General features: G+C 58.0%; 22 protein-coding genes. 10 read left to right on the top strand and 12 right to left on the bottom strand.

The window, feature by feature from the left end; all coding sequences use genetic code 11:
• The first annotated feature begins 320 nt into the window (after positions 1-320).
• Together CCHOA_RS00460 and CCHOA_RS00455 are read left to right on the top strand one after the other, a co-directional pair.
• On the top strand, positions 321-1,736 hold the full coding sequence (locus tag CCHOA_RS00460; protein ID WP_164472329.1) for a glycosyltransferase family 4 protein: 1,416 nt from the start codon (positions 321-323) through the stop codon (positions 1,734-1,736).
• Positions 1,733-3,580, top strand: a complete 1,848-nt coding sequence (locus tag CCHOA_RS00455; protein WP_123925689.1) for a glycosyltransferase family 4 protein — start codon at positions 1,733-1,735, stop codon at positions 3,578-3,580. Before CCHOA_RS00460 ends, CCHOA_RS00455 begins: the two co-directional genes overlap by 4 nt.
• A gap of 380 nt (positions 3,581-3,960) precedes the next feature.
• Here CCHOA_RS00455 and CCHOA_RS00450 read toward each other — a convergent pair whose 3' ends face one another.
• From CCHOA_RS00450 to pheA, 4 genes are all read right to left on the bottom strand, one after another.
• Positions 3,961-4,386, bottom strand: coding sequence for a hypothetical protein (locus CCHOA_RS00450; protein WP_123925687.1), 426 nt, complete (start codon positions 4,384-4,386; stop codon positions 3,961-3,963).
• A gap of 41 nt (positions 4,387-4,427) precedes the next feature.
• Positions 4,428-4,877 carry a hypothetical protein gene (locus tag CCHOA_RS00445; protein ID WP_123925685.1) on the bottom strand — a complete coding sequence of 150 codons (450 nt, stop codon included), beginning with the start codon at positions 4,875-4,877 and terminating at the stop codon, positions 4,428-4,430.
• A 359-nt stretch (positions 4,878-5,236) separates the two neighbouring features.
• Positions 5,237-5,935, bottom strand: coding sequence for a histidine phosphatase family protein (locus CCHOA_RS00440; RefSeq protein WP_164472328.1), 699 nt, complete (start codon positions 5,933-5,935; stop codon positions 5,237-5,239).
• Between the two features lie 421 nt (positions 5,936-6,356).
• Positions 6,357-7,304, bottom strand: coding sequence for a prephenate dehydratase (pheA, locus tag CCHOA_RS00435; protein ID WP_123925681.1), 948 nt, complete (start codon positions 7,302-7,304; stop codon positions 6,357-6,359).
• 190 nt (positions 7,305-7,494) lie between these two features.
• Between pheA and CCHOA_RS00430 the strand changes: the two genes are divergently transcribed.
• From CCHOA_RS00430 to CCHOA_RS00420, 3 genes are all read left to right on the top strand, one after another.
• Entirely contained in the window at positions 7,495-8,883 is a 1,389-nt protein-coding gene (locus CCHOA_RS00430; RefSeq protein ID WP_245992147.1) for an amidase, read from the top strand.
• Positions 8,884-8,918: 35 nt separating this feature from the next.
• On the top strand, positions 8,919-9,725 hold the full coding sequence (locus CCHOA_RS00425; RefSeq protein WP_123925677.1) for a CPBP family intramembrane glutamic endopeptidase: 807 nt from the start codon (positions 8,919-8,921) through the stop codon (positions 9,723-9,725).
• A gap of 70 nt (positions 9,726-9,795) precedes the next feature.
• Positions 9,796-11,199, top strand: a complete 1,404-nt coding sequence (locus CCHOA_RS00420) for an LCP family protein (protein WP_123925675.1) — start codon at positions 9,796-9,798, stop codon at positions 11,197-11,199.
• Positions 11,200-11,301: 102 nt separating this feature from the next.
• Here CCHOA_RS00420 and CCHOA_RS00415 read toward each other — a convergent pair whose 3' ends face one another.
• The 5 genes from CCHOA_RS00415 to msrA all read right to left on the bottom strand — a co-directional run bounded on the left by CCHOA_RS00415 (position 11,302) and on the right by msrA (position 15,520).
• A complete protein-coding gene (locus CCHOA_RS00415) occupies positions 11,302-12,213 on the bottom strand; it encodes a DUF5926 family protein (protein WP_123925673.1) in 912 nt (303 codons plus the stop codon).
• A gap of 220 nt (positions 12,214-12,433) precedes the next feature.
• A complete protein-coding gene (locus tag CCHOA_RS00410) occupies positions 12,434-13,201 on the bottom strand; it encodes a glycerophosphodiester phosphodiesterase (RefSeq protein WP_164472327.1) in 768 nt (255 codons plus the stop codon).
• Positions 13,202-13,436: 235 nt separating this feature from the next.
• Positions 13,437-14,381 carry an L-lactate dehydrogenase gene (locus tag CCHOA_RS00405; RefSeq protein ID WP_123925669.1) on the bottom strand — a complete coding sequence of 315 codons (945 nt, stop codon included), beginning with the start codon at positions 14,379-14,381 and terminating at the stop codon, positions 13,437-13,439.
• Between the two features lie 236 nt (positions 14,382-14,617).
• Positions 14,618-14,806 carry a hypothetical protein gene (locus tag CCHOA_RS00400; RefSeq protein WP_123925667.1) on the bottom strand — a complete coding sequence of 63 codons (189 nt, stop codon included), beginning with the start codon at positions 14,804-14,806 and terminating at the stop codon, positions 14,618-14,620.
• Between the two features lie 33 nt (positions 14,807-14,839).
• Positions 14,840-15,520 carry a peptide-methionine (S)-S-oxide reductase MsrA gene (gene msrA, locus CCHOA_RS00395; RefSeq protein WP_123925665.1) on the bottom strand — a complete coding sequence of 227 codons (681 nt, stop codon included), beginning with the start codon at positions 15,518-15,520 and terminating at the stop codon, positions 14,840-14,842.
• 427 nt (positions 15,521-15,947) lie between these two features.
• On the opposite strand from msrA, the gene CCHOA_RS00390 reads away from it, so the two are divergent.
• Positions 15,948-16,550: a superoxide dismutase gene (locus CCHOA_RS00390; protein WP_123925663.1), complete on the top strand. Its 603-nt coding sequence runs from the start codon at positions 15,948-15,950 to the stop codon at positions 16,548-16,550.
• Positions 16,551-16,883: 333 nt separating this feature from the next.
• The gene (locus CCHOA_RS00385) at positions 16,884-17,237 is read left to right on the top strand and encodes a hypothetical protein (RefSeq protein ID WP_123925661.1); all 354 of its coding nucleotides are present in this window, start codon (positions 16,884-16,886) and stop codon (positions 17,235-17,237) included.
• A 171-nt stretch (positions 17,238-17,408) separates the two neighbouring features.
• Here the strand turns inward: CCHOA_RS00385 and CCHOA_RS00380 are convergent, their stop codons facing one another.
• The gene (locus CCHOA_RS00380; RefSeq protein WP_164472326.1) at positions 17,409-19,091 is read right to left on the bottom strand and encodes a TM0106 family RecB-like putative nuclease; all 1,683 of its coding nucleotides are present in this window, start codon (positions 19,089-19,091) and stop codon (positions 17,409-17,411) included.
• Between the two features lie 563 nt (positions 19,092-19,654).
• Between CCHOA_RS00380 and CCHOA_RS00375 the strand changes: the two genes are divergently transcribed.
• Positions 19,655-20,305, top strand: coding sequence for a DUF6474 family protein (locus tag CCHOA_RS00375; protein ID WP_123925657.1), 651 nt, complete (start codon positions 19,655-19,657; stop codon positions 20,303-20,305).
• A 779-nt stretch (positions 20,306-21,084) separates the two neighbouring features.
• Positions 21,085-21,453, top strand: a complete 369-nt coding sequence (locus CCHOA_RS00370; protein ID WP_164472325.1) for a histone-like nucleoid-structuring protein Lsr2 — start codon at positions 21,085-21,087, stop codon at positions 21,451-21,453.
• Positions 21,454-21,636: 183 nt separating this feature from the next.
• Here the strand turns inward: CCHOA_RS00370 and CCHOA_RS00365 are convergent, their stop codons facing one another.
• Together CCHOA_RS00365 and CCHOA_RS00360 are read right to left on the bottom strand one after the other, a co-directional pair.
• On the bottom strand, positions 21,637-22,278 hold the full coding sequence (locus tag CCHOA_RS00365) for a LuxR C-terminal-related transcriptional regulator (RefSeq protein ID WP_123925653.1): 642 nt from the start codon (positions 22,276-22,278) through the stop codon (positions 21,637-21,639).
• 177 nt (positions 22,279-22,455) lie between these two features.
• Complete coding sequence (locus CCHOA_RS00360; RefSeq protein WP_123925651.1) at positions 22,456-23,946, bottom strand: sensor histidine kinase; 1,491 nt, start codon at positions 23,944-23,946, stop codon at positions 22,456-22,458.
• A gap of 101 nt (positions 23,947-24,047) precedes the next feature.
• On the opposite strand from CCHOA_RS00360, the gene CCHOA_RS00355 reads away from it, so the two are divergent.
• Positions 24,048-24,614, top strand: a complete 567-nt coding sequence (locus CCHOA_RS00355) for a DUF2020 domain-containing protein (protein WP_123925649.1) — start codon at positions 24,048-24,050, stop codon at positions 24,612-24,614.
• Positions 24,615-24,670 lie beyond the last annotated feature (56 nt).

Below are 24,670 nucleotides of genomic sequence, written 5' to 3'. Positions count from 1 at the left end.
GTCCCCTCACTCTCACCGATCATCCCGCCGCCACACGGGACAACCAAGGACAATATTTCCCAAAGCCCACAGTTTCACCGCGATGTGGGGATCTCATGTAATATTCACCAGTGAAGTTAACGACATTAGTTTTTGGCAGCAGGAAATAATTCGTCGATTCCAACATCATGCAGCCCCCTGCGAAACACGGCCACAACTGCCGGAACCGCCGTTATTGGTCGGCGCCGGAATATCCGTTTTTCGTTTTCTATCCAGCATGAAAAAGAGCACAGAAATCAGGTGATTTTGGGTTTCACTCTCCCCGAACAGTTATGCACCTGATGATGATTTCGCAATATTGGCACCCTGAACAAGGCGTTGTACAACGACGACTCGCCTGGATCCTGGGTGACGCTGCCCGCGCCGGACATCACATCACAGCGGTGGTGCCGCCACCTCACTATCCCGGTGGGCAGCTCATGAGCGACGATCCTCGAAATCAAACGGGTGCCGTCGACAGATCCACCCCCCACTTCACGGTGTATCGCTGTCGTTTCCGCCCCCACGATGCCTCAATAGTTAGCCGGGTACAAGATCAGGCTGTCATCATGTGCAGCCAAATCATCACCGCCAGCCGGGCAATCCGCAACGCCCGGGCGGCCGGCAACCCGGTTGAGGTTATCGTCTGCACAGTGCCGGCACTACCGTCGGCGTTTGTCGCCTATGCACTATCTCGACTACATCGGCTACCGCTCGTAGTGGAACTGCGCGATGCATGGCCTGAGATTTTGGAATACATCGACCAGTGGAATGATCCCCAACGTCCCACTATGAATCCGTGGGCGAAAACAAAACGCGCCCTTTTCCATGTATTGCTCCTCACCGGGGGTCGCGCACTTCGCTTTGTGCTCAGCCGCGCCGATCTCCTCATCACCACGACCGGTACCCTTGCCGCCGAACACACCCGCCGCGGCCACCCTAATGTTATTGCAGTGCGAAACCGTGCCGGGTCGGGGATTCCGAACTGTAACGCCTATCCGGCACGCGGCTTCGGACCACTGCGAGTGTTCTATGGTGGCACCGTCGGGCGTGCCCAAGGATTAACCAATGCGATTGAAGCTGTTGCGTTAGCCAAACAGCAGGGTGTCGAGGTGGAATTACGAATCACCGGCGGCGGTGTGTTCGTCAAAGCATTAGAACGGCTTGCCCACAAACTCGCCGTTGACGTGGACTTTACCGGTCGCATCCCGTTCGAAGAGATGGTGGGCAACTATCAGTGGGCGGACACCGTGCTGGTACACCTGCAAAACTGGCGGCCAATGGAATACACCATCCCCTCGAAACTCTTCGAGATCATGTGGGCGGAAAAGCATGTGACCGCCGCAGTAGCTGGGGAAGCCGCCCAAATTGTGGCCGAATCCCAGATTGGCGATGTAGTGCCGCCAATGGATCCACAAGCCCTCGCCGACTTGTGGGTTGCCATTGCTCAGGATCGATCCCGTCTTGCGGTTGATGGGCGCGGCAACGCCTGGTTTCGACAGGGTTCCACGTTAGAAGAACTCACCGACCGCTGGGTACACGCCATCGGCAAGGTGGTGAACGCCCAACATCAACCCCACTCCCCCCTGTCACAGCGAACAGCACGAAAAGCGCAGGCAACATTTCATCCTGTGCACCTGCTGCAGCGAATCAGCGAACCACTCGTGCAGCCAGTCCGCCGCATCACCACCGCAGTCCGAAAACGACACAGCCAATGAACGCGAAAGCACGCTGCAGCAATGCGACCGCTCTACTCACCCACGGTGTCGCCGAGGTCGCACGCGACCCGTGGCAGGCGGCAACGAACGTTGCCCGCCGGCTACCCCCCACCTTACGCAACACTCTCACCGCCGCACTCACCAGTATTTCCCCTCGCGTGATAAACGCCACCCGCCAAGACCCGGCAACAACCCCGCAATCTACCGTCACGCAAGACACGGTGACAAGTCACCAACGAAGCGTGCATCAGCCACTTACGTGGCGTGACCTGCTGGCGTTATGTGGGCTTCTGCTGAGCGACCGAACGGACGCAATTTTGGCGATCCTTGCCACTACTCCGCCGAATCCGCTCGCCACCAGCATCATGCTTGCCGCACACCGACTCCCCCGCCCCGATGTGCCGCTCACCGACCGGCAGGCAGTCCGGATCCATGAACAATTCGGGGAACTCGACCACGCTCACCGGCTACTGCAAGGCACCCCGCATTGGTTGTCGCGCTATCTCATCAGCCAGCAACGCCAAGCAATCTCCGCCACGCCCCAACAGGTGCTTAACGAAATACAGAAAACCCGTGTGCAGCAGACCTTTCACGGCGCGCCACAGCAGGCAACTTCACCACGAGTATTGATGCTGCTCAACAGCAGTCTTCCAGTGACAAACAGCGGCTACACTATCCGCAGTCAACAACTGCTGACCGCTTTACAGCAAAATCCAACCCCGCCAATTGTCACCCCAGTCACCCGGTTGAACTATCCGGCGGTAATTGGAAGCTGGGAACAGGCATCCACCCGCACCTATCAAACCATTACCTATCAGCGGTTACAGCATCCCATCCAGCCGATCGGTGCACTGCGTCGAATGCAACGTGAGGCACAGGAACTCCTCCTTCAGGCGCAAGCTACTGGCGCGCAGATTATCCACTCAACCACCGACTATCAGCGTGGCCTGCCTGCACTGGCAGTAGCACGGGCACTCGAGCTGCCATTTATCTATGAGATGCGCGGCCAGCGCGAGCAAACCTGGCTAACCCAATTTGCCGCGCCGGAGGCAGATCGTGCGGCAGCAAGCTGGCAGTATCAAGCGCTCCGAGCAGCAGAAACACGCCTCGCCGCCGCCGCCGACGCGGTCATTGTCCTGTCCGCAGTACAAGCGGAAACACTCGCCAAACGGGGTATTTCCGACAACCGCATTCATATCATCGGTAACAGTATCGACGAGGCACTACTCACCCGCCAGCCAGCTACAGGAGCTCAACGGCGACTACTCGGATTGGAAGAACACAGCTATGTGTTCGGGTCTGTGTCTGCAATCGTTGACTATGAAGGATTAGACACGCTGCTGCACGCAGCAGCACTACTGAAAGACAAGCTCACGATCCCGTTTCAGGTGCTTATCGTCGGCGATGGTCCTGCCCGTGCATCGCTCGTTGCAACGAGCCAACGCCTCGGCATCGCCGATCGTTGTGTCTTTCCGGGCAAAGTATCCCCAGATGTGGCGTTAGATTACACCAGCTGCTGTGACGTGTTTTGTGTTCCCCGCATAGATAGCGACGTCACCCGGGAGATTACGCCCATCAAATCATTAGCCGCACTAGCCTTGGGCATCCCCACACTGGTCAGTGATCTTCCTGCATTACGCAGCATTCAACCTGCAGCATTGCACAACACTTTGGGACTTCTCCCCCCAGATGCCCCGTCTGCCTGGGCTGACTCCCTATACACCTTGGCAGATCCGCGGCGACGGGCGTCGCTTGCTACGCAATGTCGGGAATTTGCAGCACAGCGTACCTGGCGAAACGCCGCCGACCAGCTAGCAGCAGTCTATGAAAACCTTGTCCAATAATAAATTTTTGCCAGCCAGGAAAAATACATTCATGTAATTCGACTGCAATTGGATCTTAATTTTTAACAATCTATGATTTACCGTCCCCGGTTATCCTTCCAAAAACTCGAACAATATCCGGATGGCATCCCTGCGCGATTGAACTTGCCCACTTCAACCAGCAACAATCCGAAAGTACATCGGATTGGTGCACCGTCTGCGAGAATCGGCGTCAGTGAGCGTATCCGAGCAACTGGATGGCGATTGAAACAGCAAAACACCCGCTGTGACCAGGCTAACGCCATAGGTAACAGCGGGTGTGCAAGCTCTTATTTCACAATTGCCTCATCGTTGAGGTGGTTGTGAAACACTGTGCTGCTTATTGCTGCAGCAGTCACCAATTAGATGATGACGCCCTGAGCCTTCAGGGTGTTGAGCACTGGCAGTGCACCGATGCCGATTACGGTGCCGATAACACCGAGAACGGTCACAACGTACCAAATCTGAGACCAAACTGGCTGCTGCGAGAAGTTCTTGTGGAGACCGAGCAGGTCCACGCCGCGAACTTCCTTAGTAGCGTTGTAACGTGCGCCGAATGGCGAGGAGTCTGCTGGATTCTTCAGGTAGTCCTGAAGGTCGCGGTCGAATTCGCGGGTTTCGCAGTAGCTGTCAGCCAAATCGACATCTTCAGCGTCAGTCGGCTGTGCGGATGGCAGATAGAATTCGTAGCCGCAGGTAGGAACCTCAGCGGAAGCAACATTGATGCCACCAGCAACGAGGGAGACGGCGGTCAGCCCAACGATGGCTGCATTGCGGATTTTACGCATTATTTTCTCTCTTTTCGGTTCGTGAAGGAGCTATGGATGACTTAGCGAGGCATGCCCGGAAGCATGTTGTTAGCAACCAAGAAGTTGTATGCCGGGAAGACAACCAGACCCAGGAATGAACCGATTACACCAACATAGGTGGTGATGGCCATAGCCTTTGCCCATTTTGGCTGTTCATTGAAGTCAGCGGTGCTGGAACCGAACAGTGCGGTACCGTCGGCAGGATCCTGCGCATCAAGCTTGGAGCCAATTTTGCCAGACAGGGAGTCAAGCTTGGAGGAAGCCTCAGAACGTTCCGAATCGTTGTCCTTCTTGGAGGACAGGGAGCCCAGTGGGTTGTTGTCCTTGGAGGAGTTGGAATCAGACTGGGTCTGGGTCTGGGTCTGGGACGCCTGATCGGAGTCCTCGTTAGCCTGAGCGACGGACATAGCGCCGAAGGTCAGAGAAAGTGCGGCAGCGCCGGCTACGGCGGTGCGAAGAATGGAGTGCATGTGCAAGCCTTTCAAAACTTTGGGAAATGCGTATGCAGATAGCTGAAAACAAGCTACAAACATAATTGTTCAACAGAACCGGTTATGCAACACGTTTGGTCAAACGCTTCGATTCCAGTCCACAACAGGCGAACAAGTCACAGACCCTAATTTGGACTGGTTGTTCAGACCATTCCACCACGAAACTAGTCTAATTCCTAACTCCGTTAGGTAACATCGCGAGGCAGCGTGGGGAGTGAGCTGCCGATATCCAGGTAGGGCTGTTGTGTTCCTGCAGCTAACGAGAAGGTCGCTGTCAGACCACCACCAACGAACACATGCGAACCCCTATCTCAGTCCTTCCCTCCCCCAAAAAGGGGCTACCGCTGTTTGATCCACGGCTGAGTAAGGAGTTCGTCACTCACCCAATATCGCAGATTCCATTGGCCGAAAGGCCGCCCTTCTGGTTCAACGATGCTGATGTCGCAGTTATCTAGATAGTTTTCAACCATATGCCGTGGTTCGGTTCCTGTGGCGCGCGCGGTGATCATCCGGATCGCCGCGCCGTGGCTGACAACTACTAAGTCCTGATCCGGCTCGAGGGTGTCGAATTGCGTTTCAAGTGCAGGGAGATATCGGTCAAGGAACTCGGCGCCGGTTTCCCCGCCGGGTACTCCTGCAGAGTCATCGCCACGCATGATCCTTTGGAAGGCACCAATATATGCGCGGTAGGCCTCTTCAGTGGTGGAATCTTCATAGATTCCTGCCGAGAATTCGTGGATGCCAGCGATCTCTTCCGGAGGAGTAGGTATGACTGACAGACCGACACTGTTGGCCAAACTTTCTGCAGCGAGGTTGGCGGTTTGTCGGGCGCGTGTAGCAGTGGAATGGACAATCTTGCCTAACCGCCCCAGCTGACCTTCAGTAACTTGCAGATGTCGGGCAAGTGCCTCGCCAGCAGCGGTTGCCTGCTGCTGGCCATGCGCAGTCAGTGGTGATCCTGGGGGGCGGCTATCGAGTTCCCGCTTAATGTTGGCCGCGGTTTGCCCGTGACGGAGAAATATAATTCGCGATCCCACTGCTGCTCCTATTCTCGCCACTGCGCTACACCTGTTGTGCGCATAGTCGGTGATTGTTTGCCAACATCATGCCGATCGGCACTGCAGTCCACCGCCTTTGTACACATCGGGGACGGGGCGTGCGCTAGGTCGGTTCGTACGGCACTTGAAAAGCTCGCCGTGGCGTTATCAACCTGCGGTGGCTAATGGTTGCAGAATACAGAATCACGTTCCGAAACTCCCCCATTAATGAGTGAACACACAGTATCCCATAAGGTTCATTGCCCACTTTTGGAGGGGCTTGTTTCGCATTGGTGCAGCACCACCGCAATAGATCCCATTTGGTGAGATGTTTGGGGTTCATTGGCGGCGTTTGCTTACCAGCGCCGGAATTGTGAGTGTGTCTCGTCCAAGGTAATAGTGCAGCAGCTGGCTTGTGGGGTTATTGCAGTAATGAGGCGACCCACTGGTCACCGGTTTGTGTGTTGTGGTCGATGGGCTGGGGCTGTTGCTGGTTTGGCTGGGTGCGTGAGGTGGTTGGGGAGGCTTCGGTGATGCTCCACGAACCAAGGAATCGAATCGTGGTGCAATGGTTGTAGAGCGCAGCTAACGCAGCGGAAACTTCCGGATCGGTGATGTGGCCAATGAGGTCGGCGTGGAAGCGATAGGTGCCTAGGCTTTCCCTGGTGGGGCGGGATTCGATACAGGTGAGGTCGACTCCGCGGGTGGCGAATTCTTGTAATGCACCGACGAGGGAACCAGGGGTGTTGGGTAGCACAAATTCGACACTGGTGCGGTCGAGGGCGGTTGGGGGCGCCGGGGTTGTTGCGGTGGTGCAGAGCACGAACCGGGTGCGCGCCCCGGCCACGTCGGCGATACCTTCTGCTAGTGGGACCAGGCCGGTGAGTTCGGCGGCGCGGGGTGGGGCGGCGGCGGCGTCGGCTTTGCCTTCGGCGACCAAATGTGCAGCGGCAGCGTTTGATGTTGCGGGGAGGAAGGTGGCGTTGGGTGCGTGTTGCGCAAGCCAGCTGGCTACTTGTCGGTGTGCTACCGGATGGGTCGCGAAGGTGGTGATGGTCGCAGGGTCGATTGGTTGCCTGGCCATGATGGTGAAGGCAATGTCGATGGCGGTTTCGCCGATAATTTGCACTGTTGGATGATTGTGTAGAGCATCGAACGTGCTGGTGACCGCGCCGTCGACGGAGTTTTCAATGGCCACTACCGCGTGGGTTGCCTGCCCGCCGGCGACAGCGGCGAGCGCCGCATTGGGGCTGTCAACAGGCAGAGTGGTGAAGTCGTTGGCGGATCCGAAGCAGCCGCGTGCCGCGAATTGCAGCAGCGCTTGTTCGGTGAATGTTCCAGCCGGTCCCAAATATGCCACGGTTGTCATGCAGACCACTGTAATAGTTAGGTGGCTGCTCGTTCGGGTGCACCGGCTGGAAAGGGGTGCATGGGCTTGTTCACAGCTTCCGACCCACGCCCCACTGACAACAGTAGTCTGGGGAATACCCACAGCGGGGAGACACCATCCACTTGCTGTATCTTTCACAACAACGCAGATTCCTCGATGTGGTGCATGGTTGACGTTGACTGAAGATGGTTGCCATCATGATAGCGGTGGCACTGCTGGTGGCGACTACCCGGTACGCTACTGGGTTGTGTCCAGCTATCTCAAAGGTTCGCAGCTTGCCGCAGCAGTACGCGATGCCCGTGAACATCCCGAAACTCTTGTCGCCGCGGTGGAGCAGTGTGCAGCCTCATTGGAGCAGCTCACTCCCGCACAGCACGGATTTTCGCACCTGGCAATTGATTCGGCACTGGACACTGCACATCGGTTAAGGAAAAGCTCCCAGAGTGCACGATCGGCTCGCTTATTTGGCCAGCTGACCGCGGTGAAGGATCTCATGGATGTAGCCGGTATGCCCACCGCATTCGGCTCAGCTCATCGGGTTACGATGCCATCGGCTTCTGATCCGTTTGCTGCAGCGCTGCGTGCCGCAGGTTGTGTTGTAGTGGGGAAAACCCAAACTTCCGAGATGGGAATGACCGCCTACACGGAACCGGTGGGCATGCCAGCGGTCGATAATCCACTGCTACCTGGGCACACACCGGGCGGCTCGTCGGGTGGGGCGGCGGCAGCTGTGGCGCGTGGTGTGCTCCCGTTTGCGCACGGCTCTGATGGAGGTGGATCGATTCGGGTGCCCGCAGCAGCGTGCGGACTGGTGGGGTTGAAACCCCCGCATGATGCATCCACTGCGAAACCGCTTGCGCAAGGATTCCTTACCCGCAATGTGGCGGACACGGCATATTTGCACAATGTGCCACTGACCAGGATTGATCGACAGCTGACCATTGGGGTGACAACGGCAGCGTTGCACGGCGACGGGGCACCGCTGGAGGACGACGGACCGATAGTTCACCCGGCGCATCGTGCGGCAGTGGTCCAGGCGGCAGGCCGGTTACGGGCGGCTGGCCATCGCATTGTGCAGCTACCAAAACCGTATGGTCCGGCACAGTTTGCGGCGTTTACCACAGTGTTACAGCAGTCGGCGACAGCAATTTCCGGCGAGGCCTCGCCGATTGTGGGTTGGCTGCGGCAGGAGGGTAGGGCTTGCCCACCGGCCAAAGCGGCCACCGCGAAAGAACTGTTTGTGCACACCCGAGCTCTTGTGGCAATGAACTGGCGGTGCGATCTGGTGATCACCCCCACGTTGGCAGTGCCGCCGCCGCAGATTGGCCGGTTTTCCCAGCTGCCGCCACAGGAGGATTTCTTGGCGCAAACCCGCTGGACACCGTGGGCGACGTTGTTTAATTTAACTGGTGATGCAGCTATCAACATTCCCCAGCATCTGCCCGGCTACGGGCTGCCTGTCGGGGTGCAACTCGGGGCGATCCACGCGAATCTGTCGACACTGTTGAGTGTCGCGGCACTGCTGGAGGCGATCGATCAGCAGGCGCACTCGACGTAACCCGGGGTCTTCCCCAACGCGGGGAGTAACGTTGGATGATTGTGCATGTTGTCTCATCCTGGTTGCGCCTTCCTGCTGGGGCGTATGTTCGCCACCTTCCACCGGTTCATTCCCCTCTGCGGCGGTTGCTGTTCGCCGAGTTGGCGGTGGTGCTTACAGTGACGTTCGCCACCACCGGGGTGCGGTCGGCGGCCCGTCTGATCAGTGCACTGCTTGCCCCGGTGCCGTTGAATCAGCAGCAGGTGGTGATTCATACTCCGCAGTCTTCTGTTGGTTGGTTGGAGGTCTTGCTGCAACTCACCTCAAGTGTGTCGCTGTTGGCATGGGGTGGGTTGGCGTGGTTGCTGCTGTCCCGGGATGGTGTGTTGTGGCGGCAGGGTGACCGCACCGATGTGGGATGGGGGGTGCTGCTTGCTGCGATTGTTGGGATTCCCGGGCTGGGGTTGTATGCGATGAGTCTGCAATTCGGGTGGACGAAACAGGTTATCCCTTCAGCCCTAACCTCCCCCTTCGCGGAGATCCCTCTGCTGCTGTTGGCTGCGGCCGCGGCCGCGGTTGCCGAAGAGATGGTTGTGGTCGGCTGGTTGTGTACCCGGCTGGCACAGCTGCGCTGGCATGCCGGCTGGATTGTGCTGTGCAGCGCAGTGTTACGGGGCAGCTATCACCTGTATCAGGGGATTAGTGCCGGGTTTGGGAATCTGGCGATGGGGCTACTGTTTGGGTGGGTGTTCCTTCGCACAGGACGGGTGTGGCCGCTGGTGATTGCCCATTTCGTGCTGGATGTGGTGGCGTTTATCGGCCCGGTGCTGTTTTCCGGTCAGCTGTCGTTTGTCGGCTTGTAGCCCACCGGTTTCCACCACCTGCGATTCCAGCCCCCTGCTGTCACTTTCGTATCAGCAGTATCATGGTGGCATGAATTCGCAGGGCACCTCGCGGCCGCAGCCTCCTGCTGGGGACGAGTATCACCGTGACCGCTATGGGCGGATATTGCGGGATCGCTATGGGCGGCCAGTTCGTCGTCGGCACAGCAATGTGCCGCCACCCCCACCCGGGAAACCGGCGACAACGCCACCTGTGTCGGGAAACCAACACCCGGCTCGCCCACAATCCCCTGATCAGCCATCCGCGGATGGGTACCGCCGCGGTACGCCACGCTCGCCGGGGAATGAACGCCGCTATCCGCAAACTGGGGCGGCACATGCCCCACAGGCAGGCTTTGGCACCCCCGCACCGGTGGACAATGCCACCCGGGCGTTACCGCTGCCCACCACACCACCGACGACTAACCAGGGCAGCGCGCAGCGGTGGCGGCAGGCACAGCCAGTTGCCCCCAGCAGGCCAGCCACCCCACCGGTGCCACCGGCGCCGACTGGCCGAGCAGAAAAACGCCGCCCGCGGCGCCGCCGCACTGGGCGGGGCTGTATCACCAAACTGCTCACCCTCATTGTGGTGACGGTATTGGCTCTGGGGGCGGCAATGTTGGCGGTTGACTCTTCAATCAACCGGGTTGCCGCCAGCCCGGCGCCGCATATCGGTCAAACCCGCGGCACGAACTGGTTGCTGGTCGGCTCAGATTCCCGCACCGGCCTCACCGAGCAGCAGGTGCAAACCCTGGGCACCGGCGGTGATCTTGGATCAACCCGCACCGACACCATCATGGTGCTGCACCTGGAGCGTGGCACCCCCGCAACACTGTTGAGTATTCCGCGGGACTCCTATGTGGAAATCCCCGGATACGGATTCGACAAGATCAATGCGGCGTTTACCTTCGGCGGTCCGCAACTGCTGGCCACCACCGTGGAAAACTCGACAGGACTTAGAATCGACCACTATATGGAGATCGGTTTCGGCGGATTCGCAGCGATCGTCGATGCTGTCGGCGGGGTCACCATGTGTCTTGAAGAACCGATCGATGATCCGCTGGCCAACATTAACTTGCCCGCCGGCTGCCAGTCACTAGCAGGCCCTGCCGCCCTAGGCTATGTTCGTTCCCGGAATTTTGCCCGCGGCGACTTAGATCGTGTTGAACATCAACGGGCATTTATTGCCGCCCTAGTCGATACCATTGCCAGCCCAGCTGTATGGCTCAACCCCTTCCGGCTGATTCCGCTGATGAAAGCTGGCGCCGCCAGTGTGACATTGGGCACCGGTGACCATGTGTGGCAGCTGCTTCCCGCAGCTAAAGCACTGCTACAACAGCCAGCAACCGAAACAGTACCCATCGGATCATTCCTCGACACCGAGGTGGGCAGTGTGGTGACTTGGGAGGATCCAGCCGCCTACGAGTTGTTTAACTCACTTGGGGCGAATTGGTAGCCATCGATTCGCAGTAGGCTGCCCCACCCCGAAAACCTATGACTAAAGCCGCGCCCACAACACCTGCTGTGGGCGCGGCTTCGTTCGCGGCGCAACCTTGGGTTAGCGGATAGTCACCTGACGGGACTTGATGTTGTCCAGCTGGCGGCGTTCGTCGCTGGTCAGCTGCGCATCGTTGGCGACTTCCTTGGCCAACAGCTGGTTCAGCTGCTCCAACGCATCCTTGTAGGTGTGGTGTTCAACAGTCGGATCAAGGTCGAACACTGGCACCAGAATCCCGTGGGTACGGAACACACCAGCGAACTTGGTGCCGTCACCCAGGTTGAGGTTGCCGGCAGCTGCGATGCGTGCCAATGCGGCAAGCAGGGCGTCTTCCTGGTCGGCTCGCACCCAGCGGATGTGTGCCTTGTCGCCGGCATCCACCCACCAGCACACACCGTCGACATCCGCTTCCACTTTGTAGGAAGGAATGATGGAGTCGTTGGCAGCTTGCAGGCCACGGTTGGCAACAGCACGCGGATCAGCATCCTTCGGCAGCCACCAGTTGAAATCCTGGTGTGCTTCCGGTGCCAGCTGCTGGTCAGCTGCCAGCAGCTCAGTTAATGCTGGCTGGCTGCCGTCGGCAGCAGTCGAGGACAGGGTCTGCCCAGGGGTCGCATCTTTCACCCAGTTCAGGGCATATGCCAGGTCACGACCCGGGTTGTGGGAGTGTGCCTGCACCTGCAGGGCAACATACCGGCCAGCGCCGTCTTCTTCTTCCCGCACCAATGCGGCGATCGCCCCGGGCAGCACCGTGCACAGATGCACAGGTTCATCTACCCCGGCTACCTGCACGGAAGCTACTGCGGAAGGCACAAATTCCTGCAACGCAACCAGGTCGCATTCCATTGCCAGTCCCGCATAGGGACGCGGATCCCGCTGCAGGGCTTCCCGCTCAGCGGCACGGGCTGCTAGTTTCGCCTGACGGCGGCTCATACCCTCGGGGAGGGACTCTTTACGCTTCTTTTTCGCCATAATTGTTCAAATATACCTGGTAAGTGCCGCAACACCATGACCCGGCCACCGTTGGCGGTAAAAACTCCCCCACCACCAGTGGTCACCGTGCAGCGAAACCACCCGCCGACTCTTGCCATCTCACCTGGACAGCCGCAGCAAATGGCAACGCACAACCTGGTGCAGTGTTCCCACTCACACCACTCGGTTCCCCCGCCAGCACCAACGCCTCTCCACCAGTTCAGCAGTGGTTTTCCGGCAACTGCTCCGCCAGGTTTTGTGCAGCCAGCTGCTGGCGGATCGTCATCGCCCGAGCAGGATAATCCGTGGCCACATAATCCACCGGGGCCGACAATGCCGCGGTGAGGTCTTCAGCAGTATTCGCAGTCCATACATAGCGCAGCCCGGCCGTCGGCCACGGTGCTTTACCATCCGCAATTGTTTCTTTCGACATGCCAACCCCCGCCAGATCACAGCCGGCAGTAGGCAACGGCCAGCGTCCCGGCCACCAGTCCCGGCGCAGCAACACTCGGCGTACCGCCGGGGCAAGGCGGCGCATCGTCCGCAGCGAACGCGGATCAAACGAGATCACCGCCAACCGGGCCGGATCAATAGCGGATCGGTGCACCACTGTGGCGATGCGTTCTTCCAACGCACTGCCCTGCCAAGGATGCGACTTTGTTTCAAGGAACACTTCAGTGTCCGGGAACTGTGCGGCAAGCGCCAACAGGCTCGCCAACCCCAGTGGTTGGGCAGTCGGATCCGCGGCATATTCAAGCGCCAAAAAATCCCGGTAGCGGCGGTCACTGACCAAACCCGATGCCCGCGTCATGCGGTCAACGGTTTTATCGTGAAACACGATCGGGGTGCCGCCGCTGCTAAGCCGCAGATCACATTCGACAACGTCCGCCCCGGAAGCAAACGCCGACTCGAAGGCTTGCAGCGAATTCTCACAGTGGATACCGCTGTCACCACGGTGTGCCACAATCTTCGGCAATGCTTGACGCACCGGGCGCCTCCTTGTCAGTTACCCACCTGGGTGGCGATGTCCGTTGTGATTCATCCTAACAATCGCCGGCAGGTGCACAGTCCACAGGCACTGCGCACACTGCGGTATACGGCCAAAGAAATGCGCAACACCACCTGTGTTCAATGCGGCAACCCTGCACGGAACAAAGGTGGTGTCATAAGCTACAGCACCCGGCGGCGACTACCACCAGGATCGTTGCAAACCTTAGCTGTGGTTAGAAGAACTTCGACTGTACTTCCCGCAGCGTGTCGCAAGACTTTTGGAGACGTTCCTGTTCGTGTTCGGTGAGTTCCAGCTCAACGACACGACGAATACCCTTGCGGTTGATAATCGCTGGGGTGCCGATATAGATGTCCTGCTGACCATATTCGCCGCGCAGCAGTGCAGAAACCGGCAGTGCCACATCCTGGTTTTGGATAATGGCACGGGTGATGCGGGCCAGCCCCATACCGATACCGTAGGAGGTGGAACCCTTCGCGTCGATGATGGTGTACGCCGAGTCGCGGGTGTCTTCGAAAATCTTTTCCAGCTTCGCTTCCAGCGTCGGATCTTTCTCCAGCTGCTTGCGCATCGACACACCTGCAATGGTGGCCGAGGAGAGCACCGGCAATTCGGTGTCGCCGTGTTCACCGATGATGTAAGCGTGTACTGAAGTCGGGGCAACCTCATACATCTCACCGAGCATGTAGCGGAACCGAGCCGAGTCGAGAATCGTACCGGAACCGATGACGCGGTGTGCCGGCAGACCGGAGTACTTCCACACAGCATAGGTCAGCACGTCCACCGGGTTGGAGGCAACGAGGAAGATCCCGTCGAAGCCGTTGCCCATCACCTGGTCAACAATGCCCTTGAGAATGTGCATATTTTTGTCGACAAGCTGCAGACGGGTTTCGCCTGGCTTCTGTGCGGCACCTGCACACAGCACAACCATGGCGGCGTCTTCACAGTCAGCGTAGGTGCCCTTGGTGACCTTCGTCCGGGAGCGTGCCCACACCACACCGTGGTTGAGGTCCATGACATTGCCTTCGAGCTTCTTTTCATCGATATCGATGATTGCCAGGTGGTCACAGAACCCCTGGTTCACCAAGCTGAACGCGTAGGCAATTCCGACATCGCCGGCGCCGATAAGAACAACCTTGTTTCCTGCACTGACCTTCATGTGGCGTTTTCCCTTCACACCGATTCGTCCATGGGCTTGTCTTTGTTACAAAGCTCATCGTTACGGAACGATAATTGCGACTGTGGCCGATGCTGCTGCAGCAAGCCGGCGACAATGACGATGTCGCCTACCTGATAGTCCTGCCGCAGCAACGTGTCCCCGCGCCCACGGTTGGAGTCTTGGCACCTATTATGCCCTGTTCGGAAACAAACCCAACACCCAAAAGGAAATGTGTCTTACTTCACTAGCAGCGTTGGTTGTGACGGGAATTTACCCATTGAACAGCAGTTTCTCCACGGTCGGCGGGCGGAAAATATCCGGAAACTTGCCCCAAGAACACTGCCAATGGTGACATTTTTCTCATCTTCGCTGGGATAACGCTGGCCAAAAACTGCCCGATCGTGCCCGATTATGTCCGTTTCCATGCAGATGGTGCAGCCAACCACCCCGGCATGCCACTAGTTCACCGTCGGATCGGTGGAGCAGCGCACCCCGGTGGCGTGCACCGGACAATAGCCTTCCGGATTCTTCGCCAGGTACTGCTGATGCTCATCTTCGGCACGGTAATATTCGCCAGCCGGCGTCTCAGCCAACTGGCGCACCTCGGTGGTAATCAACCCAAAGCCAGCCGCCTGCAGCCGCTCCCCGAAGGTTTTCACCAACTGCTGGGCGACCTGAAGATCTTCGGCTGCATCCTCCCCAGTGGTATAAATCGCCGACCGATACTGGGTGCCGACATCATTGCCTTGCCGATTGAGCTGGGTGGGATCATGCTGCTCAAGCGCGACCGCCAACAATTGCGCCAACGTGGTTTGTGCCGGGTCATACACCACTTCGACTACCTCTGCGTGACCGGTACGCCCCGTGCATACTTCCCGATAGGTGGGGTGCGGGGTGAATCCGCCTGCAAACCCGACGGAAGTAGACAGCACCCCTGGCTGATTCCAAAACAGTTTCTCCGCACCCCAATAGCAACCCATGCCGATAAGTACGCTGCGCTGGGTAGCAGCCCAAGGTCCGGTGATCGGTGTTCCTAGCACCGCATGCGGCTGCGGGTCGGTGAGCACGGGATGTGTGCCGCCGTGCAGCGCTGTTTCCGCAGTCACCGGCTGTGTATTCCGTTCAAATAACCATCCCACGTGCGTCATCCACCTTTCAACGTTTGTCAACACTATGGTTCAGCCGGTAGCTAACCCCAACATAATGTGGATCCGGCTGAGCGACACATCGAATGCAACGCGCACTCGCCCTCTCCTGTTCCCAGCAATCGGCATTGCTAAACCGGTGTGTACCCCCGACAGTCTTGTCCCATCCCCTTCCTTCAACACACCCGCTTATAGCCACTGCGCTGCGCAAAGTAGGCTTCGTCACCAATAGACCGCAATCACCGATTGATAACAATTTCCTCGCATTGGGTGGGAATTTGCCCCGAATGCACCTATAGTTGGCGGTCACGCACCACGTTGCGGGTTGAAATAGCACCGCTATTAAAAAACCTGCAGCGTGCGAACTACTTACTGCGTAGCAAAATCTTGACAAGTCTCGATGAGAGGACTTCCAGTAATCATGGCTGTTTACGAACTTCCTGACCTGCCCTACGACTACGATGCGCTCGAGCCACATATCTCCGGCGAAATCATGCGGCTGCACCACGACAAGCACCATGCGGGCTATGTCAACGGCGCCAATGCTGCCCTTGCCGCCCTGGAGAAGGCACGCGAAAACGGCACCATCGGCGAGGAAGTTGCTGCCCTGTCCCGCACCCTCGCGTTCAACCTGGGTGGCCACACCAACCACTCCATTTTCTGGCAGAACTTAAGCCCGAACGGTGGCGGTGAACCAACCGGCGAGCTTGCTGAAGCTATCAACCGTGACTTTGGTTCCTTTGAAAAGTTCAAGGCACACTTCTCTGCTGCTGCACTGGGTCTCATGGGCTCCGGTTGGGCAGTGCTTGGCTGGGATCACATTGGTAAGCGTCTCGTTATCGAGCAGCTCTACGATCAGCAGGGCAACATCTCGGTGAACCTCACCCCGCTGCTCATGCTCGACATGTGGGAGCATGCTTTCTACCTGCAGTACAAGAACGTCAAGGCTGACTATGTCACCGCTGTGTGGAACGTCATCAACTGGGATGATGTTGCCGAGCGGTACGCTGGCGCTGCAAAGTAACCCAACGGTCACCTGCGAGTGACCTGTGAGCGGTAACGGCTGGATTGGTGTGGTACATACCGCAGCAATCCGGCCGATCATTATTTCCACAGCGAGCATGAACCTTCGCTGGGGATGCAGGTGTTACCCGGCAAAGACTGTGGTACAGCATCTGTTCCACCCCCATTTACGTCTGTTACGCAAGTGACTGCTGTGATCTCATAGGGGTGTGCAGGTAAGATACTGCTGCATTGCTGTGTTTACAGCTCAACATCGTGTAAATCGTGTTCACATTCTGGGTTTTTCTCAAAAAAACCGGACAGATCTCTGCCCATTCCAGGACGTCGACACATTGTGAAAGGAGAGCGCATGAAACGCGCTTTGATGATCGCTGCGGCTTGCGCCACCGTTGCAACCGGTATTGTTGCCCCCGCCGCCCAGGCAGAAATCGCCACCGACAAGATTAACTGCACCCAAATTAAGGCCGACATGGCCGAAGCTGGCTTGCTGAACAAAACTGCATACCAGTTCAGCCGTCTGTACAGCGAAAAGTACATTGAGGCCGTTGGTAAGCCACTGACCGAAGAGCAAGACAAGCAGCTCAAGCAGTACATCAACCACAACCTGCGGCTGGCCGAGTACTGCAACCTCATCGAGGAAAACAAGACGATCTCCTCGGGTAGCTCCGGACTGTTCGGTTCTTCCTAGGATTTTCACAAGGCAGCAGCGTGCACGGAATGTGACTGCGCCATAACCCGCGCTGCCACAACAGGCTTTTCATCGCCGTCAGGGATATCCCCTGGCGGCGATCGCTATTTCTGCAGCTGTTTATCGTTACCGGCAGGCCAAATATTGCCGTCCCTGCAGCAATGTAAGGAGTTAAATCTGCTGTTCATGGGGGATGCCCGGCGCGCCCGCATGCAACCAATGCCGCACCGCACTTGTTGCCCGCACATCCCCCCGGTTGTAGCTAATGAGTAGCTGTTGGGCATCGTCGGCGGTGAGCTGCGGGTCGGTGATGAAGCCGCGGGCGATGCGATAGTAGTGCAGGGAGCGTTCACCATCAATGTCGTCGCTATCCCAGTGGAATCCGGCCAGTGGGGCAACTATTTTCAGCCCCAATCCTTCCGGGGAATCGAGGCAGCGTTTCACTTGGCTGAACACGTCAATCCAATATGGTGAGGCGATAAACTCCTCGATGGTCGCCGTATCCGGGCAGGTGAGCCCTTCCGCGGTAGTGATTCCACCGAAGCGGGCTGCCTGGGAGCGAAGCCAATGGTTTTCCCCTCCTGCGGCAAAACAGTACACGCCAACGGTGTTCCCGGCGGCGGTTGCTGTAGTAATGGTGGTGGATATGTAGTCCCAAAACTGGGCGAAGGCGGAAGCTTCGTGGGGTTGCCCTAATCCTTGGAAGGTGTGGAAGCTGCGATATTCACGACCGTCAAAGGCGCCCCACAGGTAGGCGCCGCGATCAAGATAGCTTTCCACATCGACATCTATTTCGATGTCCCGTAGTGGCGGCAGCTGTGCATCTGTTCGAAGATACGCGGTGATGCCCTGCTGCCAGGCGCGGGCTTTTCGACCATTGCTGTCGTTGATGCGGCTCAGCTGGTCAACAGTGGTGATTCCTGCTTCCCGGTACGGTGCGGCTTTCTGTCCGGGAAGCACCAGTGAAATATCGTCAAGCTGGTGCAGTTTCGGACCACAGTCGAAGAAGAAGCGGCAGCTTGCGCATTGTTTTACGCGTTGGGGATGGTTCGGGATTGCTACTGCAATCGCCCCGTGGAGGGCGCGTTCATAGTCGACCGGGTTGACGAGAAATGCCCGGGTTTTGTCTTGCCCGATGACCGCCACATGGGGGCAGGTAAATCCGAGACTGGTTAAGGCCAGCCCAGCGAGTGCGATGCGATACCCGTCGTGGGCGTGATGTTTCATCTTCCACGGTCCCCGCACTGGTGCAGCAAGTCCAAGCCGTTTCGTGCCGATGAGGAGCTGGGATGCCCCGGCGTGGGGGCGGGCAACCCGATGCTGGGACAGCAGCACAGGCAGATAGGTGTCCCCGTTTTTTACAAGGACGTCGATTGCTAGTTGAAATTCTTGGCCGTCAACGGTGACGCTGAGCCGCGCACCAGTGATGATTGTCGCCCCAGCGGCCATTGCTTCCAAGGTGTAGGCCTGCCCAAACCACCAGCGGGTGGCTGCTTCTTCTAATGTTTCGGCTGTTTCTGTCGTACTTGGTGTTGCTGTTTCCGATTCCCGGATCGGGGTTGGCGTGGCGGTGTGTCCTTGTGCCCCTGGCAGGTGCACCGGCAACACCTCTGGTTCCCCGAGACCATCAGCAATTAGCCATGCATCGATATCTATTCGGCGAAACGCACCGGGCTCGCCGGGTGCCGGTTTGTCGGGTAGCAGCGCAAACACATCGTCACGAACGGCGGCTGCTCTTCCCGCGCGGCGCAGTGTTGCCTCTGTTGGTGCCGCATGCGGCCACCTGGTTCGTTGATGAACAGCGTAGCGACAGCCCACAAGATCACGGGGCAGCAAAGGGCGGGAAGGGTACACAATGTATCTAATTCTGCAGAATACGAAACCCCTGTTCAGTTCTCAGCGGGGTTTTGTTGTCTTTTTGCTGGGTGATTTTTCATGCTATGCCAGGGACACCAGTAGACGCAAAGGGACATTGCACCAGTTATTGCTATCTCGGCTGTTCAGCCCCCAACACGGGGCAGCAATACCTGGAGGGTCAATTCATCATGCCAGCAACAGTGAAGCGTTGCGGCTGTATCCAGCGGCAGACCTCATCGGTGGCCTTCGTCTGGCGGGGTGACGATGGTGAGGGTGTTCATGCCCCGGTATTGACTGTCAGGTTTCTTGCTTTTTTGCCGCCCCTCAATCCTGCACCCGGCAAGGTGGCAGCAGCACCCTGCAAGCGGCTGATATCTGCACCCGGTAGACTACACTGGCGAGAAAACATCAGCTCAACGAGCACCGCTTCCACAGCCGGCGGATATCACCTGCTGCACCAGATGGTGGATGAACCATCTGGGTTTTCCGAAAAGGCAGTGTTGTTCGTTGCGCACAACACCATACGGCTTCACCGTCAACAGGTAGATAGAAGGAATCTCATGGGGCTTTTCAGCCGACTACTCACCCGCCGCGCGAAGAACAAAGCAATGTATAAAGCTGCGAAACAGCACGCCAAATCAGAAGTGCGCGAAGGCACCAAGCTTGCTCTGCGGCAGCAGAAGCTCCTCACTAAAGAGCGCAAACTGTTGGAAAAGCAGCATCATAAGAATCTCAAGGCAAAGCAGAAGCACAATGAGCGGATGGCGAAGGCAACCTACAAACAGCTCAAGGCAGGTTCCTTCAATGCACAGACGGTGCGCCGCTACACTGGTGCGGCACGGCTGCTCGCGCCGTTGCTGCTGCCGCTCGCGTATCGGGGTATCACCTGGGCGCGGGAACAGCTCGTCAAGCAGGAAGCAAGCCGGCATGGTGTGTCCGCCGACAAGCTGGCACAGTATTCCGGTTTGGGTGCACCGTTAAAAGCGCGTATTGAACAGCTGCGGGAAACGGTGAACAACGCCCCGCTGCCGAGCGGTTTCCAGCGGGACATTGATTCCCGGCTCGATAAACTCATCGCTGCCACCAATAATGCCGACTCGATGGGTACCACGCAGCGCAACCGTATTCATCAGGCGATCAGCGAAGATCTTGAAACTGTTACCGGTGATGTGCACCGGAAACTGGAGGAAGATCGCTATCCGCACCAGTAGCACTGGATAGCGTTACTTGGCGGGTGAACGCCTCGTTCCACCTGCCCTATTCGGGGGACAGTCGTTGACGGCTGTTCCTCTGCCCGGGTTTTCCCATCTTTGCATCTGCCCTTATCGGGTGTGCCATGATTAACCGTATTCGTTGATCCGGCCATCTGATAAGGGCAGTCGTTTTGTGGTGGCTGCTTCTTGCTCTCTGGATGTGCGGTCACGCCACCATCCCGCACATCCACGGTTGGGGATATGTTGCACACTGTTTCCCACTACCGGGTAAAACAGAACGGAAATACCACACTAGACGGGAATTGATCAGACAGATTTTCTTAATTGTCACGGTAAAGTGCACATATTCTTCCAGCATCTTCCCAGCTCAAACACAGCGGGATTGGATTTGGCCGTGCCAAATTCGTCCACAGGAATAGGATGCAAATTCGGCTTTGGAAAAACAGTGGGAGCAAGCAATCACACCCCCACAACCTTAAGAAGAACGTAAGAATACGTCGCCGGTAAAGATAATGGTTGTTCCATTTGCCGATTTCAGCTACTGTTTCAATAGATGATGCTTCTTGCGTCAATTAACAAATTCATGAGCGTAAAGATGTGCAGCAACACATCTGCTGAGCCTGGCGCATTGCGAACATAAATAGGGGCATCGGGGAACACATCTCACCCTTGCTGGGCGGTAATCTCCGCGGGCAATGCCAAATCACGTTCACGGGCAGCCGCAGTATTGTGCATTGTTGCTTGCAAACCACATCGAGCAAGAAAGGCGTGACCTTATGGCACGAAAAGAAATCACCCGCTATTACGACGACCTCACCGGCGAACCAATCGACGAGCAGGATCTGCAGGTGCTGCGTTTCGCCCTCGACGAGACCCATTATCAGCTGGATTTGTCGCCTGCTAGTGCCCAAGAAGTCCGCAACACTTTTGCCCGTCTAATTGAGGTGGCATCCATCTATGTGCCGCAGCAACAGCGGCAAAACAAGCGCCGTTCCGCCCCGTCGCAAGCCGACCGGGAGCTGAACAAGGCTCGCCGCCAGTGGGCACGCGATAACGGCTGGGATGTGGCTGACCGTGGCAAGCTCTCCGATGAACTGTTGCGCGCCTTCGACGAAGCACACCCCCATTTGGCGAATAATCGCTAACCTGACACCTGCAGTGTGTGCAGCAGCCCGGCAAAATCCTGGTGCGGCGGACATCACTGCATCGGTGAACTAAGAGCAACGGCTCGCAGAGGGTGCATCGACGAGGTCTCGGCTTTGTAGCCAAACCTGTCGAGCGAAACCCTTGTGCGAGCCGTTGTCTGCTGTCTCGCTGGTTTTTGCGGCTTACAGCACTCCTTGTTCGCGGGCGGCGGCCACCGCCGATGTGCGGGAACGCACCCCCAGCTTGTCGTAGATATGCACCAGATGGGATTTCACTGTCGCCTCGGACAGAAACAGCATTTTGCCAATATCCCGATTGGATGAGCCGGCCGCAACCAGGGTCAACACTTCAAGTTCGCGGGGTGTCAGCGAGGTGCGTGGGGTGCGTACCCGGGTCATCAACCGGTTAGCAACCACCGGGCTTAACGCCGAATCCCCTTCCGCCGCGGAACGCACCGCCGCCAGCAACTCGCTCGGGGGCGCATCTTTCAGCAGATAACCAACCGCACCCGCCTCAATTGCGCCGATGATCTCCGCGTCGGTGTCATAGTTTGTCACTACCAACACATTCGGCGGGTTATCGACGGTAGCTTTAATTGCTGCTGTCGCATCAGCGCCGGTCGACACCAGCTGCCCGTCGGCGCCGGCACCGAACCGCAGATCCATCAAAATAACGTCGATTCCCCCGACCTTCGCCGCCTCAATTGCATCTTCCGCAGAGGACACCTCCCCGACCACTGTAATGTCGTCGGCTGCCTCGAGGACAGCTCGCAGACCTAACCGCACAATCTCGTGGTCGTCGGCGAGCAAAACTCGAATACTCATCGGGGAAACCTCGTCCTCATACAGCACCCTCCGGGGTGCATTGATCATTATCTGTGACACGCAGCAGCGACACTGTCCTGTTCACCCTGCCGGGGCGATACAGGTGACGGCTGGTTGCCGCCCAGCCACCGTGCCGCGATCCCATCGAAGATGCGGATTACACACTTGACAGTCATCCTAGGCTGTCGGCGCCGGTAAGGCTACGCTGAGCATACAACCTTGCCCCGGGGAGGCTTCCACCGTCAAACTGCCCTGCTGTTCACGGGCACGTTGCCGCATCGCCGCCAATCCGACATGCCCCAATCCGGCGGGACGTGCCGCAATCTTCGCCGGATCGAAACCCACCCCGTTATCCACCACATCAAGACGCACTGTGTCATCCAAATATGTCAACGTCACCTGGGCTTTTTCCGCTTGACTATGCGTGGCAACATTACCAAGTGCACCCTGCGCAATGCGCAGCAGCGCCGCCTCTACACGCATCGGCAGTGGACGTGGTTCCCCGTCGATCACAATCCCCACATCAACCCCCACCACCCCGGCGGCAGCCCGCTGCAGCGCGTCAGCTATCGAAGAGCTCGCCAACGCCGCCGGCTGCAAGGCAGCAATCATCGCCCGCGCTTCCCCAAGATTATCGTGCGCCACCTGCTTGGCTTGCGCTATCCGCGCCCGTGCCTGCGTCAAAGCTTGCCCCGCCGGAAGCTGCTCCTGCAACGGGGCAAGCTCCTGATCGGCAACATACAACAGCATCTGAATCGACGATAAACCTTGTGCCAGCGTGTCATGAATCTCGTGGGCGATACGCTGCCGCTCCGCGGCAACACCCTGGGCACGTTCCGTCGCCGCCAACTGGCTACGGGTAGCAATCAACTCGCCGATCAGTGCCTCCCGCTCCGCGGAAACCTTCCACAGTGTCCGAAACGCATAATCAATCCCAATACTCACCAGGGCAGCAACAGTCGGTCCAAGAATCGCTCCGGCAGTTAAATGCCCCGACTGGCTGAAAATACTAAAACAGGTGGCAGCAATCACCGCCGCAATTCCCCGCCAATCAGGCATCACCCGCAAATACAGAAAATACAGCGGAAACACCAGATACAGGCTGGTCTGCTCGAGGGGAATCAACGCCCCCCACAGCAGCGACAACACCAAAACCCACAGCTGTGCCTGCCACGGCGGCAGCTTATGGTAGCGGGAAGCACATGCCATATAGGTCAATCCGAACGCAATACACACCCCGGTGGTGAGCAGCTCTAGCTCAATATTGCGGCGGGCAGCAGTAGCCACCACCACCGCCAACAATCCATAGGTAAGAATATGGATTCCTTGGGTGATCGCCTGCCATCCCGGGCGGGCAACAATCCCCGCTTCCGAAATAGGCGCCGCCGCCGGTGGACGGACACTCGCATCCCCGCTCACCGCTTTATCGCCGGCCGCCTGCAGTTTCTGTTTCAGCCACCACACTCGCGACCCCCATCCCCGCGACTGCAGCGCATCATCGTCAGGCAGCGCCGAAGACTCCTGCGGCTTTTTCGTGTCGTGCACTGTGGAATCCACACAATCCTCCCCACTGGCAGCGGTTACAGCAGCAGATCGCGGCGCAGTGCTACGAGTATTACGCTCCGACGGCGAAGCAACACCATCGCCGGCAGGGACACCATCAGCCATCACATTCCTCTTCTCACACCCACTCACCACACCGGCACCACACGGCACCAATCATCCGCCGGGTAGGAAGTCACCGGCGACGGGATCTAGGCTTACTAGTTATGCGCCGAACACTATTGTCCATCCTACTGGCCACCCTCACCGTCACCGCAGCAGCCTGCAGCAGCGAAGAACCACCCACCCCAGCACCAGCCACTACTACCGCAACCTCCGTCGACGCTGACCAACCAGCAGTCACCCTGCCAATTGATGCCATGCCCACAATCCCGGAAGGCAAAGCAGCCCAAGAACCCTGCCCCTATTTGGATAGCCAATTTGCCGCTGACGCCAACGGTCAACGCATCACCGGCCAAGGAATCGACACCCGATTCGACCCCCCAGCCTGCGTCATCTGGTCCTATCCCGACGATCCCCAACTCACCATTATTGTGCGCCACATGAACACCCCGCGGGAGGCGATGGATGTGGTGGACTGGGCTGCCCCAGTCGAAACCACCAACCCTGCCAACGATCCAGTTGGGTGGACAGGAGGCCGTCTCGGCGGCGACGGCCATTCCGTCTACGCCGTGGCGAAAGACACGACCGCCGTCGTAGTGTTTAGCAATCAAGACCAGTCCGTGAAACCACAACTCATCGCCGAGCAAGTCATCGAAAATCTTGGTCTGTAACCAGCAGTGGCCGTATTCCGGGCAACTCGCCAGGAATACGGCCACAACCTGTGAGC

Source organism: Corynebacterium choanae (assembly GCF_003813965.1).
Taxonomy (GTDB): Bacteria; Actinomycetota; Actinomycetes; order Mycobacteriales; family Mycobacteriaceae; genus Corynebacterium; species Corynebacterium choanae.
This window is presented reverse-complemented; position numbering and strand designations above follow the sequence as displayed.